Source organism: Methylobacterium sp. GC_Met_3 (genome assembly GCF_026540775.1).
Classification (GTDB): Bacteria; Pseudomonadota; Alphaproteobacteria; order Rhizobiales; family Beijerinckiaceae; genus Methylobacterium.
In genome coordinates this window covers 1-17397 of record NZ_JALNUL010000044.1, presented here as the reverse complement: position 1 = coordinate 17397, position 17397 = coordinate 1, and the positions used below count along the sequence as shown (strand labels likewise).

Genomic DNA, 17397 nt, shown 5'->3' with positions numbered 1-17397 from the left:
AATCTCGCGGGTGCGACCGTGGTCGCGCCGATGCGGAACGATCGGACCCGATGGGCCCCGGGGCGAAGGCGGTGACCGACATGTCAGGCGCTCTTTCGGTTCTGTTCCCGGTGTTGTTCCGCGCGCGCCCCGTCGGCCGGACGCGAGATGCGCCTGAGAACCTCTTCCTTCGTCCCGAAGGCCTGCATGCGCCCATCGGCCAGGAGGAGCACGAGATCGACCGCGGCGAGCGCGCTCGGGCGATGGGCCACCACCACGCAGATCCCGCCCCGTGCCCGGATCCCGCGGATGGCCTGTGTCAGCGCGACCTCGCCTTCAGAGTCGAGATTGGCGTTGGGCTCGTCGAGCACCACCAGGAACGGATCGCCGTAGAGCGCCCGGGCCAGCCCGACGCGCTGGCGCTGGCCGGCCGAGAGGCCCGCGCCCCTGTCGCCGAGCCGTGTCTGGTAGCCCTCCGGCAGGCGCAGGATCATCTCGTGAACCCCGGCCGCCTTGGCGGCTGCCACGATCGCCGCGGCCTTGGGATCGGTCTGAAAGCGGGCAATGTTCTCGGCCACGGTTCCGGCGAACAGTTCCGTCTCCTGCGGCAGGTAGCCGATATGCGGTCCGAGGTCCTCGGCCGACCATTGGTCGAGCGCCGCGCCATCGAGGCGGACGCGGCCGCGCAGCGGCGTCCAGACGCGTACCAGCGCCCGCACCAGGCTCGACTTGCCCGAGGCCGAGGGCCCGATGATGCCGAGGGCCTGGCCCGCCGTGAGCCGGAAGCTCGCATCGTGCACCGCGACGAGGTGCGTGCCCGGCGGCATCATGCTGACCGCTTCGACCGAGAGCGTCGCCCTGGGCGCCGGCAAGACCATGGGCTGGGCGGCTGCCGGCAGATGGTGCAGGGCGAGCGACAGCCGTCGCCAGCTCTGGCGGGCGGCTACAAACCCCTTCCAGTTGGCGATGGCCAGCTCCACAGGCGCCAGGGCGCGCGCCACCAGGATCGACGCCGCGATGATGCTGCCGCCGCTGGCTTGACCGTTGATCACGAGCCACGCCCCGAGCGCTAGGACACCTGATTGCAGCGCCATCCGACAGGCCTTCGACATCGCGCCGAAGCCGCCGGCTATATCGGCGGTCCTCTGCTGGGCATCGATTTGGTCGTGATGCGCCGCCTCCCAGCGGCGGCACAGGGCACCGTGCAACCCCATGGCGGCGACGACCTCGGCGTTTCGCCGCGCGGCCTCGAAGAGCGCGTGGCGCTGCGCTGCGTGCTCGGATGCCGCGCGGCTCGGCCTCAGCGTTGTCCAGTCTGTCAGCAGGGTCAGGCCGGCCAGGAGCAGCGCGCCGCCGATCGCGACCGCGCCGATGAGCGGGTGGAACAGGAAGCAGAGGGCGATGTAGGCCGGCAGCCAGGGAAGATCGAACAGGGCGGTGGGGCCGGTTCCGCTCAGGAAACTGCGGATCTGGTTGAGGTCTCGCAGGGGCTGACCGGCTTCCTCGGACTGGACCCCGTACAGGGGCGCCCGCACGCTCAGGTAGAACACCCGCGCGCCGATATCCGCGTCGAGCGCCGTGCCGATCCGGGCGAGGATGCGCGCACGCAGAGCCTCGAGCGCGCCCTGAGCGATGAACAGGACCAGCGCCAGGATGCACAGGCCCACGAGCGTCGGGATCGAGCGGCTTGGGATCGCCCGGTCATAGACCTCCAGCATGAAGAACGAGCCTGTCAACGTCAGCAGGTTCACCAACCCGCTGATGCCCGCCACCCCGGCAAAGGCAGCCGTGCTCCGACGAATCGCGGCGCTCAACTCGGAGACCTGCCGGCCCTGACCCATGCCCAACCCTCAGGTCAGCACGCTGCACAGTGAAATGTGCTTCAACGTGCGCCTGAGCATTCTGATCGGAGCCGACGCTGCGGCCGCATCAGAGTGCTCGATTTCGCTGGATCCATCTCCTTAAGGATAAGGTTAACAATCCGCTAATCCCCAATCGTGCCCGGCTTGACTTGATTGAGGCGGCATGGGCGGCTTGGTCATTTAATCCTTTGCTGGGAGGGGATGACTGGCAGCCCAACCTTCGGCTAAACCGAATGTCGGAGGGACTCGACGGTCCCAAGCGCCCGTCCCCCTTCGGTCAAGTCCAACGCGCAGTGAAGGCCCACGCTTCGCAGCTGGTTCCGGGATCTGGCCCGCTTGGAGGAGCGCGATCACCGCCGTCTCATCCGCTCAAACTGGGCCAGCCCCTCTCATCGAACGGTGTCGAGGCTATGGGGGCACAGGCCACCCCCGGCGCCCCTCTTTTCACCCCTGCTGGCAGATCCTGTTGCTGACCAGTCAGCTGACCATCCATTCACTGCCGAGGGCACCGAACCGATGGGCACCCATGACGTGATTGTTCTGGATGATCATGATGGCGAACTCGATGATGGAGAGCGTCGGCGGCCAAGTCGCGCGCAAAACACATCGAAGCGGCTGGACTGAGATCCGCGCCTGAGGTCAACCGCGCCGCAACGGGCGCGCTGGATTCCCGAACACCGTCTGGCACGGCGCCACATTCCGGATCACCACGGAACCGGCCCCGACCAGGGCGCGCGCGCCGATCCGGATTTTTGGGATCACGCAGGCGCCCGTTCCCAGGAAGGCGCCCTCCCCGACTTGGACATGCCCGGCCAGATGGACACCGGGGCTCAGCGTGGCGAAATCCTCCAGCACGTCGTCATGGGCCACGGTGCAGCCGGGATTGATCAGCACGTGCTCGCCCAGGCGCGCATCCGTGGTGACGGAGGAATGCCCGAGGATCACCGCGCCCGCCCCGATCCGGCTGCTGCCGCCGATCAGCACGCCGGGATCGATGATCGAGGCGAAGCGCGCACCGATCGCGTCCCGCAGATGCGTAGCGGCCCGGGCCCGAGGCTCTGGCTCGCCGAGGGCGACGACGAAGCGAAGGCCGTCGTCGCCCGCGAAGGCGCGGACATCCCGGACCACCGGCCGGCCGCGAAAGGTCTCCGGCGCGTCGAGGCCGGGATCGACGATGCTCGCCTGCAGCGCGATCGACGTGCCGTGCGCGTTCAGGCGCTCCAGGGCGTCGACGATCTCGCGGGCGAGGGCGCCGGCGCCATACAGGACGAGGCGGATCGTCATCGAGCCGTGGGCCGCGATCGGCTCCGGCTCGGCGCTGGCGGCTGTCTGCCGCTTGGGCGAACGTCCATGCGCGGGGTCCCCTGCCTGTTCGGGGCCTGCCTACACGAGTCCCCGTGGGCTCTCCAGGGGCGATGCCTCGTCACGGTGCACGCGTTCCAGTAGACCGCCGGGATCGGCACGCCGCAACCGGGCGCGCTAGTGGGCGAGGGCACGCGGGGCGTGGGACGGACATGAGGCCGGCGGAGACGTTCATCGACCTGATCCGGACGATCACACGCGACAACGCCGCGGATGTGCTCGTGCGGCTGCGCGCGACCGTCGAGGACGGCGATTCGGCCGGTGCACGCACCGCCGGGATCCGGCGGCACCTCGAGGCGCTGGCGTTCCGGCTGGAGGGCGACGACCAGCTCGGCGCCGCCGCGGACACCTACGCGCTGATCGATTCGATCACCCCCGACGCGCGCGAGCGCTGGGCCTCGGCGGCCATGTCCACGCGGCTGCGCGGTCTCTGCGAACACGGCCGCTACGCGGAGGCCACTGCGGCCGTCTCCGGACTGCGTGCGGGGGGCGACCCCGCCGCCATCCGCGAAGGCGTGGCAACCCTGCTGCGGCTCGGCTGGGTCGCCGAATGCGGGCATGAGCCGGAAGCCTGCGTGCAAAGCTATCGGCTGGCCTACGAGCTGAACGGCGGCGACGACGGCGTCACCACCGAGGACGGCTTCGCCCTGAGCACCAAGGTCCGGAACCTGCGCCGCTTGCAGATCGATGCCCTGCTTGCGGAAGGACGTTTCGCGGACGCGATCGCGCTGCACGAGGCGACGCGGCACGTCTATCGCTCCGGGCCGCTGCGGGCCTACGACATCGTCACGGCCGCGACGCTTGCCGCCGGTGGGGGCGCCGCCTACACGGAATTGCGGCCGCGCCGCCGGATCGCGCCGCCCGACCTCCGCTTCTTCGAGCCGCCCCCTGCCCTCACCTCCGAGCCGGGCGAGCTCGACATGCCGCCGCAATACCTCGCCTTCCTCGACGGCGCCCACGCCTTCCCGCGCAGCAACGTCGTCATCGCGGGCGACAAACTGGTCTACGACCTCGCCGCCCATCCGCGCCGGCCCGACATCCTGCTGCAGGACGGGATCAATCCGGACCAGATCATGATGGCCGCGTTCACCGAAACGCGCGCCCTCGTGGAGGTGCCCGAGGATCCGCATCGGGTCGAGGCCGGGTTGATGATGTTCGGCCTCCAGAGCCGGAATTACGGGCACTGGTTCTGCGAGTTCGTGCCGCGGATGCTCTGCTACAACGATCCACGCTGTCCGGACGGGATCCCGCTCTGCATCGACGACCACATGCCCCCCTCGCACGAGGAGATCCTGCGTCTGCTCGACACGCGGGACCGGCCCGTGATCAAGCTGCCGCCCCGGCCGGTCGCGTTCGGGCGCCTCGGGATGGCACCGCCGCCGGCCTTCTTCCCGTTCGAGATGAAGCCGGGGCGGCCGGTCTACGATGCGATCTGGCCGGCCGACATCTTTGCGCCGATCCGCGAACAGATCCTGACGCGCGCGCGGGAGCGCGGGGTCCTCTCGGGCCGGATCGACCGGCGCCTGTTCATCTCCCGCAAGGCTTTCAGCCAGCGCGCCCTCGTCAACGAGGCTGAGATTGCCGAGCGTCTGATCCCCCTGGGCTTCGAGGTGATCTACCCGGAGACGATGTCGTTCCTTGAACAGGTCGAGGCGTTCCATTCCGCCGCCCTGGTGGTCGGCTCGTCGAGCTCGGCCCTGAGCAACGCCCTGTTCTGCCGGCCCGGATGCCGGATCCTGGGCCTGATCCACGAGGAGTTGGCGTTCAATTTCCGGGGCTATGCCAGCTACATCGAGGTGGGTGGCGCCCGGATCCTGTTCCTGCGCGGCCAAACCCTCCACCGGCCAGGCGTGCACGCCTTCCACGTCAGCTACACCGTCGATCCGGCGAAGGTCGTGGCCGCCGTGGCGGCCCTCGAAAACGAGGTCGCGACCGGCGTACCCGTCGGGTATCCGGCGCCGGCCGCGGACGACCGGCCGATCCGCGTGCCGGATCGCGCTGCATCGCGGCCTCAGGCATCTCCGTCAAGCGCGCCCGCGCGTGTCGACCCTGATCGGCTGGCACGTGTCACGACGCTCGCGGCTGGGCCGCATGCGGACGCGGCATCCGGCCTGTGCGCCCTGGAGGCGGTGGCCTACGTGGCCGGCGAGCCCCATTCGGACCAGCCCGCCTGTGCGTCGCCGACCCTCGCCACCTTCGTCCGAACCTGGAGCGACCGCCTGACCCAGGACGCACGCGATGCCCTGATTCTCCCGCTCGTCCCGCGCCTCGTCGGCACGCGTGGCTCGGAGGCGCTGGAGCGCCGGCGGGTCGCGATGGTCGCCGATTGGCTCGTCCGCACCCACGTCCCGGCATGGTTCCGACTCGCCAAGCTGAACGTCGAAGGGGACGCGCTGGCCGGCCTGCTGGCGCTGACCGATCTCGCTGATCTCGCCGCCTGGTGCGATCATCTCGATCGGGCGCGGAAGCGCGCGAAGGTTGCGAACCTCACCCTGCGGCAGACCGGCCGCGATGTCCGGGCTGCGGCCTGGGACGCGGCGCATCAGGCCGCGTGGGCGGCGATCCGGGGTGATCTGGAGGCCGCCGGCCCGCGGATCCTTGCCGCCGGTTGGGACGCGGCCTACGCTTCTGCCTACGCGGCGGCCCGGGCCTGCGGGAAGGCGCCGCTGGAGCCGACCCGTCTGGCGCTTCAGCAATCCGCCCTGGCCCTGCTCGAGCAGATGATCGCGCTGCGCGAGGCCGATCCCGCCGATGCAGACCGACTGGCGGAGGGCGCCCCGCCGGCCCCCGCGCCGGCTCAGCCCGGCGTCGAACACCGGCCGTGAATCTGCCATGAGCGAGACTCCGCAGGGCACGCAGCTGGTCGACCCCGCACCGTCCCTGGCGGGGCTGCGCTGCCTCGTGCTGGGCGGCAGCGGCTTCCTCGGGCTGAACCTGTGCAACCGCCTCGCGCAGGCGGGCGCCGAGGTCACCTGTTTCAGCCGGAGCCATCCCCAGCCCGCGTTGCTGGACCGGCGCGTCGCCCGGGTGACGGGTCAGTTCGCCGACCGCCTCGCCCTGGCCAACGCGGTTGAGCGCCAGGACGTCGTCTTCCACCTGATCGCCGGGTCGATCCCGGAGAGTTCGAACCGGGATCCGTCGGCGGAACTTGCGGCCACGCCGATCGCCACCCTGCACCTGCTCGAGATCTGTCGCTCGGCCCGGATCCGGAAGCTCGTGTTCGCGTCCTCCGGCGGCGCGATCTACGGGATTCCGCGCGCCATCCCGATCCCCGAGCAGGCACCGACCGATCCGATCTCGGCCTACGGCATCAGCAAGTTGATGATCGAGAAGTCGCTCTACCTGTACCACCACCTTCACGGGATCGATTACCAGATCCTGCGGATCGCCAATCCGTATGGCCGCTTCCAGCTCGGCACCAAGCACCAGGGGCTGATCGGGAGCTACATCCACCGCGTCCTTGCGGACCAGCAGCTGGAAGTCTGGGGCAGCGGCGAGGTCGTGCGCGACTTCCTCCACATCGACGACGTCAGCGACGCGTTGCTGGCCGCCGTGAGCTATGACGGGCCGCACAAGGTCCTGAACGTCGGCAGCGGCGTGGGCCTGAGCGTCAACCGAATCATCGCTGCGCTCGAAGAGGCGTTCGGGCGGGACTGCTTGCCCTGCGTGTACAAGCCGAGCCGGGCCGCGGACGTGCCCGCCAACGTCCTCGACACGGCGCTGATCCGGTCCGAACTCGGGTGGCAGCCGCGGGTCGCGCTGCGCGAGGGGCTCGTCGACACTATCGCGTGGATGCGAGCCTATCTGGCCGACGCCACCGGGCCCCGCCGCGAGGCCTGACGCGGCCCGCCCCGGAGTGGCCACGATTGTCGGCGACAGCGCGGCACTCCGATCCGCGAGGAGACCGCATGTCCTTCCTTCACGATCTGCCGATCGCCGACCTGATCGCGCATTACGGCTACATCGCCATCTTCGTGATCATCACGCTGGAGAGCGCTGGGCTGCCTCTGCCCGGCGAGACGGTCCTCCTGACCTCGGCGGCCTATGCCGGCAGCACCGGCAACATCAACATTGTCCTCGTGGTGGCGATCGCCGCCACCGCCGCGATTCTGGGCGACAATGCCGGCTACTGGGTCGGTCGCCGTTGGGGCCTGCCGCTGCTCCTGCGCAAGGGACATCTGATCGGCCTCGATCACGGGCGGCTCAAGCTCGGCCAGTACCTGTTCCGCCGGCACGGCGGGAAGATCGTGTTCTTCGGCCGCTTCACCGCGATGCTGCGCGCCTACGCGGCGGTGCTGGCCGGCGTGAACAAGCTCGACGCGCGGCGCTTCATGGCCTTCAACGCGCTGGGCGGCGTCGCCTGGGCGTCGATCATGGGCTTCGGCGCCTATCTCTGCGGCCGTTCGATCGAGAACGTCATGGGGCCGGTCGGCCTCGGGCTGCTGGCCTTCGTGCTGCTTGGGGCGGTCGCGCTGTGGCTGTTCATGCGCCGGCACGAGGCGCGCCTGATGGTCGCCGCGGAGGCCGCGATCCCGGGTCCGCTCACCGACGGTCTGGGGGCCGATCTGCCGGCGCCGCAGGCCCAGGGCGCGGTTCAGGCGGATTTCGAGAGGCAGGTCGAAGCACTCCTCGCGAAACGTGACCTCGGCCAGGCGCAAACCGGCCAGTCCGAGACCCGCGCTCGCCGGCCGGAAGCCCTGCCGCTCTGGTTCAAGATCCCGGCGATCCTCCTGGCCTCGGCCGCGGGCATGACGCTCGCGTCCTGGTATTACGGGGTCACAGGCGGCCTGTACGGGCGCCTCGTCGACCATGTCAGCATCGTCGGCCTGATGCTGATCCTCCTCGTGCCGGCCGTCCTGCTGACGATGCTTGGCTGGCGTCTGAGGTATGCGGGATCGTCGGATCCCGCCGGGCACGAGGCCGAGGGCGGCATCGGGCTGGCCGCCTGAGCCGATGGGACGCAGCGGCGGTCATCCGGCCGCGCTGTGAACGTCGGAGGCGGAATGTGGCGTCCGCGCGTGGAGCCGGTGCGCAGGGTTGACCGGTCCGGGGGCCGATCGTATCACCCCGCCTCACCCGACAGGGGGTATGCCATCGCGCCGGTTTCCGGCCGATCCTGCCCATGGCCTCGTACAGGGCCGTGGGCACGCCATGTCGGACGTCGTGGCTGAGACGGAGCCGACCTTGGGCGAGGACGTGGAAACGCTGCGGGCCGAACTCGCCGAGACGCAGGCCCGGCTCAAGGAAGCGCAGGGCGAACTGGCCCGTCTGGTGCGCTTGGCCGAGGCCGATCTCCAGCGCCGTCGCCCCGGTGAGCCGTCGAGCGTCGTCGCCTCGTCGGTGCGCCGCCCGGCCGCCAAGGACGTTGCCGCCCGGATCGCCCGGTTCGCGCACCTCTATCGCGAAGCCGCCGCCGCCACGCCCGATCGCGCCCCTGTCGTCCCCGAGGCGACGATGCTCGAGTGGCTCGAAACCTCCGGGCTGTTCGACCGCCAGTTCTATCTCGCGTGCAACGACGATGTCGCGAATGCCGGCGCGGACCCGACGCAGCACTATTACAATCACGGCTCCGAGGAAGGGCGCCTCCCCAGCACCCTCTGAGGGTATGGTCGGAGAGGCGGCCCGGTGACGCGCCTTCGAGGGATCTGATCGATGCAGGACGGTGCAGGAGAGGCCGTACGCGAGGCCGCACCCGCGCTCGAGCCGTGGCAGGACGATTTCGCGACGATCTACGCGAGTGGGCTGTTCGACCACATCTGGTACGCGACGCGCTATCCCGAGGTCGGCCTGACCGACCTGTCGCCCCTCGAACATTACGTGAAGTACGGGGCTCGCCTCGGGCGCCAGCCTAGGGCCGACTTCACGGCCCCGCCGGACGAGACCTTCGACGGCAGCTTCGCCAATCCCTTCGCGGCCTGGGTCCAGACGCGGGCCGAGGCGCAGCCCGCGCCGGCCTGGAACCGGCCGGTCGTGTCGGTCCTGTGCATCAGCTACAACCAAGCGTCGTTCATCCGGCAGACCCTGGAGAGCATCCTCGGTCAGGCAACGGACTTCCCGTTCGAACTGCTCGTCGGCGACGACCGGTCGAGCGACGGCACCGCCGAGATCATCGCCGAATACGCCGCGCGCCATCCCAACCTCGTGGCGGTCCTGCGCACCGAAAATCTCGGGCCCAACAAGAACTTCGCCGACCTGACGGCGCGCGCCCGCGGCGAGTTCGTCGCGATCTGCGAGGGCGACGATTACTGGACCGATTCGCGCAAGCTTCAGAAACAGGTCGATTTCCTGCGGGCGCGGCCGGAATTCACCCTCTGCTTCCACCCGGTGCGCGTCGTCTACGAGGACATGCCAGGGGTCGAGGAGATCTACCCGAAGCAGTGCAGCCCGCAGCCGTCGCTGTCCGACCTCGTGGCCCACAACTTCGTTCAGACCAACAGCGTGCTCTATCGCTGGCGCTATCACGGCGCCGAGGCCTTCGTGTTCGACGAGGGCATCGCCCCCGGCGACTGGTACGTCCACCTGATGCACGCCGAGGTCGGGCGCATCGGCTTCCTGCCCGAGGTGATGGCGGTCTACCGCAAGCACGCCGCCGGGATGTGGGCGACCTACGCGACCGAACTCGCCCGGCACAAGAAGCTTGGCAATTCCGAGATCGCGTTCTTCCGCAAGCTGCGCGGCCATTTCGGTGGCCGCTACGCGGCGGGCTACGAGGCGTCGCAGAAGGCGATCTTCCGCCGGCTGGCCGAGGCGTATCTCGACGAAGAGGATGTCGCGAGCCTCGGGCGCCTGATCGCGGCCAATCCCGACATCGCCCGGGACGCCCTGAGCGACATGGGGCTCGACGCGCCGGACGATCTCTCCGGCGAGCCGGACGCTTTGCGCGCGTGGCTGCTGGCGCAGCTCACCGTCAGCGTCGTCGTGACGACCTACAACCACGCCGCCGATATCGGCCGCTGCCTCGACGCGATCCTGAGACAGCGCGGCCTGTTCCGGATGCAGGTGGTGATCGGCGACGACAAGTCGACCGACGGGTCGGCCGCGATCGTCGAATCCTACCGGGCGCGCGATCCGGAGCGGATCGCGGTGCGGCCCCGGCCGCAGAATCTCGGCATGCTGCGCAACATGCAGGACTGCCTCTCCGCCTGCACCGGCCGCTACGTCGCGTTCTGCGAGGCCGACGATTACTGGCTGTCGGACCGCAAGATCGCGATGCAGATGCGGATGCTGCGCAACGACCGCAAGCTCGACATGTGCTTCAACTGGGTGCTGCTCCACTACCCGGCGACCGGCTCCTACCTGCCGCACGACGAGCAGGGCCGCTATCCCACCGGCACGATCAGCTTCCCGGTGCTTGCCAACGCGCCGCTGACCGCCAACTTCTCCTGCTGCTTCTACCGCGCCGAAGCCCTGCGCCAGGTGCCGGAGGCGTATTACGAGAACCCGGCGGCGGCCGACTGGCTGATGAATCTCTACGTCGCCGACAGGGGCCGGATCGCGTTCCTGCGCGAGATCCTCTCGGTCTACACGGTCCAGGAAAAGGGTCAGTGGTCGGGCCTGCCCGAGGACATCAAGAACGCGCGGATCGCCCAGTATCAGAAGCAGTTCGCGGGCCTCTTCGGCGAGGGGCGTGGCTTCGAGAAGTACGAGGTCGGCTGCACCATCGCGGCGCTCGACGGGGAACTGCCGGATTCCTTTGCCCGCGCCAATCTCGAAGCCCCCCAGGACCGGGTCTGGGCCGAGATTCAGGACGGGCAGGTGGTGCTGTCCGGCTGGGTCGTCTCGGCGAGCCGCGCCAAGGCGACGCTGGTCGCGGAGATCGACGGCGAGGTCCAGCGCATCCCCGTGGACGTCCATAGGCCCGACGTGATCGCGGCGGTGCTGGGCGACATGCCGACCACCATGGACGAGGCCCGCTGCGGCTTCCGCTTCACCCTGCCTTACGCGCTCCACCTCGAAGTGCTGCTCTCGATCGAGGTCGAGCACGAGGTGGTGCCGTGGCTCTCGGTGATCTTCACGCACCGGGTGAAGCGAGCGGGCGAGCGGGGCTGATTCGATCCCGCCCGCGCCAGGGGGGCTCTACCCACATCCCAAGGACAGAAGGCCGTTTGGAACGATTGTCTTTGTCGGTCAGAATTGATACGTTATACGTATAACGTATCGAACGCTGATGATCCAGAGTTTCGCGGACAAGGCGACGGAGGCGCTCCACCTCCATGATTCATGTCACCGGCAGTGGCGCGCCTTCAAGGCCGCTGCCGTGCGCAAGCTCGATATGATCGACGCCGCAGCTACATTGGGTGACCTGCGATCACCGCCCGGCAATCAGCTCGAGAAGCTGAGCGGGGACCGCGACGGGCAGTGGAGCATCCGCATCAATGACCAGTGGCGCATCTGCTTCAAGTGGGGCGACGCTGGACCCGAAAACGTCGAGATCGTGGATTACCACAGAGGATAAATCTATGCCCCGCCTGCGCACGCATCCCGGTGAGGTCCTCCGCGAGGAGTTCATGGTGCCGTTCGGACTGAGTGCCAACCGCCTCGCGGCTGAGATCGATGTCCCCGCCAACAGACTCAGTGAGATCGTCCGCGAACGCCGCGGTGTGACCGCGGATACTGCGCTGCGCCTCGGCCGGCGGTTCGGAACAACGCCCCAGTTCTGGCTCAACCTTCAGACCGCGCACGACCTCTCGCACGCGGAGGCCGAGGCGGACCTCTCGAAGGTGCAGCGCTACGAACCTGCCTGAGTGGCCCGACGTCGATCGCGGTGAAGTCTTGGCGTTGCCAGCCTCCTTAGCGCTTCCGGCCACCGAGGAGGCTTTTTACGCGCTCCACCGGCGTCCGCGCCCGGGCTCGCTCCAAGGCGCCGCGGATCTCGCCCGCCAGACGCGCCGCCACGATCTCCCGGGCGGGATCATCGTAGTGGACGATGTCGTTGAAGGTCCCCGCCTCCCGATCGCGGAAGGTCCCGCTGAGATCGAGGGCCGTGAAGGTCCGCCGGTACGGGCGCCGCGCCGCGAGCTCGGCCGTGAACGCCTCCAGCTTGGCGTATTGCCGGTCGAGATAGGCCAGGAACGCCCCCGAGGCGACACCGCGCTCGACCTCGGTGAGGTGGCGCTTGCGCAGGACCGTCGGCTGCAGGACGCTGATGATCGGCACCACGTGATCGTGCGACAGCTTGGTGAGGCGGTGCGCGGCGCGTTCGTAATGGTGGACGATGGCGTCCTCCCAGCCCGGACTCTGCCAGCCCACCTCCGCGCGCAGCCGCTTCAGCTCCTCGTAGATCAGCGTGATCAGCGCGTCGTACGACAGGCCATCCTCCCGCGCCCGCGGGTCGTGCGTGTCGAAGAAGTGGTCGTAGAGACGCTGCGTGATGAAGGCGTTGTAGGGATGGCCGGGCCGGGGATCGTAGGTCCAGGGCTGGAACAGGTCGGTGCTGCCGCTGAGCACGAGGATCGCGTCGGGGCTGTAGGTGACGAGCCGCGACCAGATCAGGTGGGTCATCTGGGTGAGGCAGCTCGACATCACCCCGAAATTGTAGACCTTCGCGCTGTCGAGCCCGTCCGCCCGGAGGATCCGCTCGATCCGGCCCGGCAGGGTGTTGGCGATGTCGCCGCCGTCGATCGTGGTCGAATCGCCGACGACGAGGATCCGGGTCTCGCCCTCGGGCTTCCGCTCGGCGATCGGAGTGGCGTTGAGGAAGCCGTCGGCATCGAACGGCACGCCGTAATGGCTCGCCCCGGGCTTGCCGGCGAACTGGATGAACGGGCTCGGATAGCGCGTGTTCGAGTCGAGATAGCCGAAATGGTGCAGGAACTTGCGCCGGCGCGCGGCGTCCTCGGTCTCCGGGGGCGCCCAGATCTGCTCGACGCCCGGGGCGGTGAGCGCCGCCATCATGGCCGCTCGCAGCGCCGCGCTGCCGGCGGCGTTGAGGCGCACGCCATCGTGGCTGAAGGCCGGTCGGAGCACTCCGGCCTCGCCGGCCAGCACGGCCTCGTAATCGATGAACAGCGCCCCGTAATCGCCCGCGTGCTCGCGCAGCCACGCATTCACCGCGCCGATGAGCGCGACCGGGAGCCCGGCCGCCGCGGGCGCCGCCGGATCGACCGGCGGGATCGCGCCGACCCAGGTCCGGACATGGAGATCGCGCGCGTCCCGCAGCATGGCGGTCAGGTCGGCCACGAGACCGTCCAGCGACACCGTGCGACCGGGGGTGAGGATGTCGTCCCGGCCGCCGATCAGGTGGAGACCCTTCGCGCCGTAGAGGGCGATGTCGGAGCGCAGCCGCCGCGCCATGTCCCGGGTGGACTGGCCGGCGATCCCCCTGGCGACCGTCTGGGGCCCCGAGAACAGGTCCGGCGTCTCGGCGGTCAGATCCGCGGTCAGGGAATCCCCGAAGAACAGGATCGGCCCGAGGGGGAACAGCGGCTTGTCCGACACCGGGCTCACGCGCGCTCGGTCGCGTCGCCGTCCCGATGGGCGGCAAAGATCTCGATCCCGTCGAGGTGCAGGTGCTGCTCCTCGTCGAGATCGATCTTCAGGTAGCGGAATTGGGCCCCGTCGAACCGGAGATGCAGGGGCAGGCCGGGATGGCAATGCGCATCCACGGCATCGAAGACCAGCCGGTAGGCATCCTCGGTTTCGCCGAGCCAGACCCGCATCAACTGCGCCCGCTCGCTGAGTTGCCCCCAGCGGTTGTAGATCCGGATCTCCGAGACGCGCGTGACGGCGCCGAGATCGAGGACGAACCAAGGGGTCTGCTCGAGCGCCGTGTGGAAGAAGAAGGACGGATCGCCGGTGGTGCGCTCGCCGTAGGTCCCGGTCGTCCCCGACCAGGGTGAGGCGGAACTCGCCGTCCAGGTCTTGCCGAGCGCGATGTTCTCGGAGGGCCGCGTCGCCACCAGCGTGTCGGTCTCCAACTCGTCGATCAGCGTCCGGATCTGCTTGGAGGGCTGCCGCAGCGGCGCGATCTCGAGATCCAGCTTGTAGATCAGGTTCGACAGAATGCTCTGGTCGAAGCGGTGGTCGATGAAGCCGTCGAGATCGGGCAGGCCCATCTGGTTCGGCCTATCGGTGACGACCCGCGCGTCGCCCGCGTAGCGCAGCCACTCGGCGACGAGGTGACGGGTGGCGGGGCTGACCATGAAGGCGATCCAGGTCGCCTGGATCTGGTCGGCGCTCCAGTAGCGTTCGGTATCGCACTCCATGAGCACGAAGCAGTCGCGCTTGGTCCAGGCCCGCTGCGGCTTTCCGTGCAGCACGCCCACCGCGACCCGGCGCTCCGAGCCGGCGAGCCAGGTCAGCAGCGGCGCCACCGGCGGCATCGGGTCGTCGCCGATCGCCTGCATGCCGGTGTCGGTGAACACGATGAAGTCGCCGTCGCGCCGCCGCTCCAGGGCCTGCGCGATGATGTAGGGCTTCCAGGCCCAGTTCCCGGCCCCCCGGGACCGGTCGAGGATCTCCCGGTGTGCTTGGTAGTGTTGCGTCTCGCGCAGCCGGTCGGGGGACCAGCTCTCGATCGTTTCGAAATCGCCCGTTGTCGCCGCGGCGGCCGCGAGGCGCCGCTGGGTTTCCACGTAATGGTACTTGGCGGCGAAGCTGACGAGGGTCGTGTGGTGCGGACCGAGCTGGCGCCGCAGCCGCATCAGCACCTCGGCCCGGTGCATCGGATAAGCGTTGACGTGCAGGGACGTGGATGACGGATCTGTGCTGGCCAAGTGCGTTCTCCGGCGCCGCGACCCGACGCGGGTCGCCGATGTCCCGCTAGAGCCGTGCCCGATCGCGTTGCAATCGAGCGCGGCTCTAAGCTCTTGTTGTGACGCGCTCTCTTGCGCCGAGCCGGCGTCCACTTCGGCGGAGAGCGCTCCAATCGGCACGGCCGCGCAAGTCCCGGTCGCGGATTGGGCCCGCTACGCGGTGACGGAATCATCGAAGGCGAGATTCTCGATCGGGTAGTCGAGCATCAGCTGGCGGCGCTCGGGGGAGTTATCCCATTCTCCGACCTTCGTGTATCCGCCCGCCGTGTCGACGACCTCGGTGAGGCGTCCGATCGTCGGAATGCCCCGGAAATGCTGCGGCCAGCCGGACGCGAAGTAGAAGACCTGCTCGACATGCTCGGACAGGTGGCACACGCCGGGTCCGAACGTGCCGAGGCCGAACACGAGGTAGCGGCCATTGGCGAGCGCCGTCACGTCCTCCGCGAGCGTCCCGCTCTGCGTCGTGAGCGGGATGCCTAGGCCGGCGATATAGGCTTCCAGCTGGTCGATGACGGGGTTGAGGCGGTTCTCGAACACCATCTTGATCGAGCCGATCCGCTTCTCCCGCAGGAGGCGCTGGATGACGAGCTGGTAGAACGCGAGCGGCGGCTGCGGATAATGGGGCGCGACCCAGGTGCTGAAGATGTCGCCCGAGCGGATATGGATCAGCAGCTGATCGTCCGGCTTCTCGGGGAATTGCGCGGGCAGCCGGCCGAAGAGCGGCCGGATATAGTGGGTGATGATATGGCGCGACTCGGCCTGATCGAGTTCGCCGGCCAGTTTCTGGATGTTCACGTCGAAGAACATGCCGGACAGGAAATACCCATCGTCCGGGAGCGGGTGGTTCGCGGGGATGAACGTGATGCCGCCGATCTCCTGCGGCTCTTGGAGGGCGATGACCTCGCTGCGGTCCATGATCGACAGCTTGAGGTATTTGAGCTTGAGCGCCCGGCAGATGCCGATCGCCAGCAGGCACTGGATGATGAAGTTTCCGAAGGCACCGTTCTCGTAGAGATCGATTCCGACGAGCGACAAACCCGCCTGATTGGGGCTGCCGAGCAACCGGTAGGCCCGATAGACGTCGATCTCCGGATCCTCGGTGAGGATGGAGAACTCGACGTCCCAGAGCTTGCGCATGACCATCAGGTCGACGGCGGCGCGCGCGGTCCAGACCTGCGCCACGTGTTCGTCCGCTCGTCGCCCCGGCTGGACCGGGATGCGGATGTAGCGCGCCCAGCTCGCCGGCCCCGGCGCGATCAGGATCCGTGATGCGGGTGGCTCGCCGTCAGGGGGCGAGACGATCTCGGGGAACGACCACCCCTGTCCGTCGTCGGAAAAGCTGACGGACCGATCGCCGCCCGGAACGCCCGCCCCGTCAGACGGATCGACCGCGAGGGAATGGACGGGGAAGCGCAGGCCGAGGTCGATCTGGAGGTGCCCGGCGCCATCGTCCCGATCGATGACGGATAACGGCCGGCCCTGTGCGACCTCGACGAGATCGGGATGATAGCTGTGACGCTCGAACATGGGGTCGTATACCGTATCTCGCTCGGGCTCCAACGGTGTCGAACCGCACCGGATTCGGAAGGCCACCGCGATGCAGGCCTCCGGGCGACACTGGTCAGGCGGCATTCTCGCTGGAGGGGAGTGTCGGCTCGGCCCGCTCCGCGGCGAGGCCGTAATAATCGCGCATCAGGTTGTCGTACGTGGCGGCCTGGATGATGGTGCGGGCCCGGCCCGGGAGCGGGATGGCCAGCAGGCGGTCGTTGCAGGCGGACGGGTCGTCGGCCAGGGCATAGGGCAGGAGATGGCCGTCCGGATCGACGCGCAGCCGGTCGGCCGGGGCGCCGAGGTCGAAGGCCGCCACCGGCAGACCGGTGCGCAACGCCAGCGTCAGCGCGTAGGAATAGGTCTCCGGCCAGATCGCCGGGAGCAGGATCAGATCCGCCGCGACGCGCCAGACGAGATCCAGCGCCTCGTTGTCGCTCGCGTAGCGTCCGGTCCGCGTGACGCCGGCACGCTCGAACCCGCCTTCCAGTGCCGGGTCGCAGAAGCCCACCAGGGCAAAGCGCAGCGGCAGGTTGCGCGTCTGCGCATCGGTCGCCAGGGCCTGCAGCACAAGCCCGCCCTTGGTGGCACTGATCGCCCCGAGCACGGCGACACGCCGGACGCGCCCCGGCCGGTGCCGCGCTGTCGTGCGCACCGCCCGCTCCGGCTCGGCGTGCGGCCGCACCGTGATCGCCAGATCCCGGTACACGCGCCCGATCCGCCCCGCCGTGTCGGAGGACGGCGCAAACACCCGCGCGGCCCCGCCCAGGAACCGCCCGAACGTGGCCCGCCGCTCGCCCGGATCCGGCTCCTCGAACCCGTCCGCGTCGCGCGCCAGGCAGCCCCGGCACTCCGCCACCGCCGCCAGCCCGCAATAGCGCCCGTCCGGCTGA

General features: G+C 69.0%; 11 protein-coding genes and 2 pseudogenes. 7 read left to right on the top strand and 6 right to left on the bottom strand.

The genetic code is table 11. The features are described 5' to 3' along the window. Positions 1-83 precede the first annotated feature (83 nt). Both OXS27_RS26830 and OXS27_RS26825 read right to left on the bottom strand, forming a co-directional pair. Complete coding sequence (locus OXS27_RS26830) at positions 84-1820, bottom strand: type I secretion system permease/ATPase (protein WP_267360203.1); 1737 nt, start codon at positions 1818-1820, stop codon at positions 84-86. A 660-nt stretch (positions 1821-2480) separates the two neighbouring features. After that, on the bottom strand, positions 2481-3125 hold the full coding sequence (locus OXS27_RS26825; protein ID WP_267360201.1) for a NeuD/PglB/VioB family sugar acetyltransferase: 645 nt from the start codon (positions 3123-3125) through the stop codon (positions 2481-2483). Positions 3126-3355: 230 nt separating this feature from the next. Here OXS27_RS26825 and OXS27_RS26820 point away from each other — a divergent pair, with 230 nt between their 5' ends. The 7 genes and pseudogenes from OXS27_RS26820 to OXS27_RS26790 all read left to right on the top strand — a co-directional run bounded on the left by OXS27_RS26820 (position 3356) and on the right by OXS27_RS26790 (position 11947). Further along, positions 3356-6028: a glycosyltransferase family 61 protein gene (locus tag OXS27_RS26820; RefSeq protein ID WP_267360199.1), complete on the top strand. Its 2673-nt coding sequence runs from the start codon at positions 3356-3358 to the stop codon at positions 6026-6028. Positions 6029-6035: 7 nt separating this feature from the next. After that, positions 6036-7043, top strand: coding sequence for an NAD-dependent epimerase/dehydratase family protein (locus OXS27_RS26815; protein WP_267360197.1), 1008 nt, complete (start codon positions 6036-6038; stop codon positions 7041-7043). 68 nt (positions 7044-7111) lie between these two features. Next, a pseudogene (locus tag OXS27_RS26810) lies at positions 7112-7750 on the top strand (DedA family protein); the annotation flags it as partial. Between the two features lie 604 nt (positions 7751-8354). Then, positions 8355-8804 (top strand): hypothetical protein, encoded by a 450-nt coding sequence (locus tag OXS27_RS26805; RefSeq protein ID WP_267360195.1) that lies wholly within the window; start codon positions 8355-8357, stop codon positions 8802-8804. Between the two features lie 51 nt (positions 8805-8855). Continuing rightward, a complete protein-coding gene (locus OXS27_RS26800; RefSeq protein WP_267360193.1) occupies positions 8856-11252 on the top strand; it encodes a glycosyltransferase in 2397 nt (798 codons plus the stop codon). A gap of 118 nt (positions 11253-11370) precedes the next feature. Further along, entirely contained in the window at positions 11371-11658 is a 288-nt protein-coding gene (locus OXS27_RS26795) for a type II toxin-antitoxin system RelE/ParE family toxin (protein ID WP_267360191.1), read from the top strand. Positions 11659-11662: 4 nt separating this feature from the next. Continuing rightward, positions 11663-11947, top strand: a complete 285-nt coding sequence (locus OXS27_RS26790; protein ID WP_267360189.1) for a HigA family addiction module antitoxin — start codon at positions 11663-11665, stop codon at positions 11945-11947. 46 nt (positions 11948-11993) lie between these two features. On the opposite strand, the gene OXS27_RS26785 is transcribed toward OXS27_RS26790, so the two are convergent. The 4 genes and pseudogenes from OXS27_RS26785 to OXS27_RS26770 form a co-directional block, all read right to left on the bottom strand. Continuing rightward, a complete protein-coding gene (locus tag OXS27_RS26785) occupies positions 11994-13649 on the bottom strand; it encodes a GDSL-type esterase/lipase family protein (protein WP_267360187.1) in 1656 nt (551 codons plus the stop codon). Beyond that, the gene (locus OXS27_RS26780; protein WP_267360185.1) at positions 13646-14917 is read right to left on the bottom strand and encodes a hypothetical protein; all 1272 of its coding nucleotides are present in this window, start codon (positions 14915-14917) and stop codon (positions 13646-13648) included. The genes OXS27_RS26785 and OXS27_RS26780 overlap by 4 nt, the downstream gene beginning before the upstream one ends. A gap of 192 nt (positions 14918-15109) precedes the next feature. Continuing rightward, entirely contained in the window at positions 15110-16483 is a 1374-nt protein-coding gene (locus tag OXS27_RS26775; protein WP_267360183.1) for a coagulation factor 5 8 type domain-containing protein, read from the bottom strand. A 94-nt stretch (positions 16484-16577) separates the two neighbouring features. Beyond that, positions 16578-17397 (bottom strand): annotated as a pseudogene (locus OXS27_RS26770) (glycosyl transferase); the annotation flags it as partial.

Coding starts and splice junctions, on each gene's coding strand:
- OXS27_RS26830 (WP_267360203.1), bottom strand. CDS start 1,820: ATGGGTCAGGGCCGGCAGGTCTCCGAGTTGAGCGCCGCGATTCGTCGG.
- OXS27_RS26825 (WP_267360201.1), bottom strand. CDS start 3,125: ATGACGATCCGCCTCGTCCTGTATGGCGCCGGCGCCCTCGCCCGCGAG.
- OXS27_RS26820 (WP_267360199.1), top strand. CDS start 3,356: ATGAGGCCGGCGGAGACGTTCATCGACCTGATCCGGACGATCACACGC.
- OXS27_RS26815 (WP_267360197.1), top strand. CDS start 6,036: ATGAGCGAGACTCCGCAGGGCACGCAGCTGGTCGACCCCGCACCGTCC.
- OXS27_RS26805 (WP_267360195.1), top strand. CDS start 8,355: ATGTCGGACGTCGTGGCTGAGACGGAGCCGACCTTGGGCGAGGACGTG.
- OXS27_RS26800 (WP_267360193.1), top strand. CDS start 8,856: ATGCAGGACGGTGCAGGAGAGGCCGTACGCGAGGCCGCACCCGCGCTC.
- OXS27_RS26795 (WP_267360191.1), top strand. CDS start 11,371: ATGATCCAGAGTTTCGCGGACAAGGCGACGGAGGCGCTCCACCTCCAT.
- OXS27_RS26790 (WP_267360189.1), top strand. CDS start 11,663: ATGCCCCGCCTGCGCACGCATCCCGGTGAGGTCCTCCGCGAGGAGTTC.
- OXS27_RS26775 (WP_267360183.1), bottom strand. CDS start 16,483: ATGTTCGAGCGTCACAGCTATCATCCCGATCTCGTCGAGGTCGCACAG.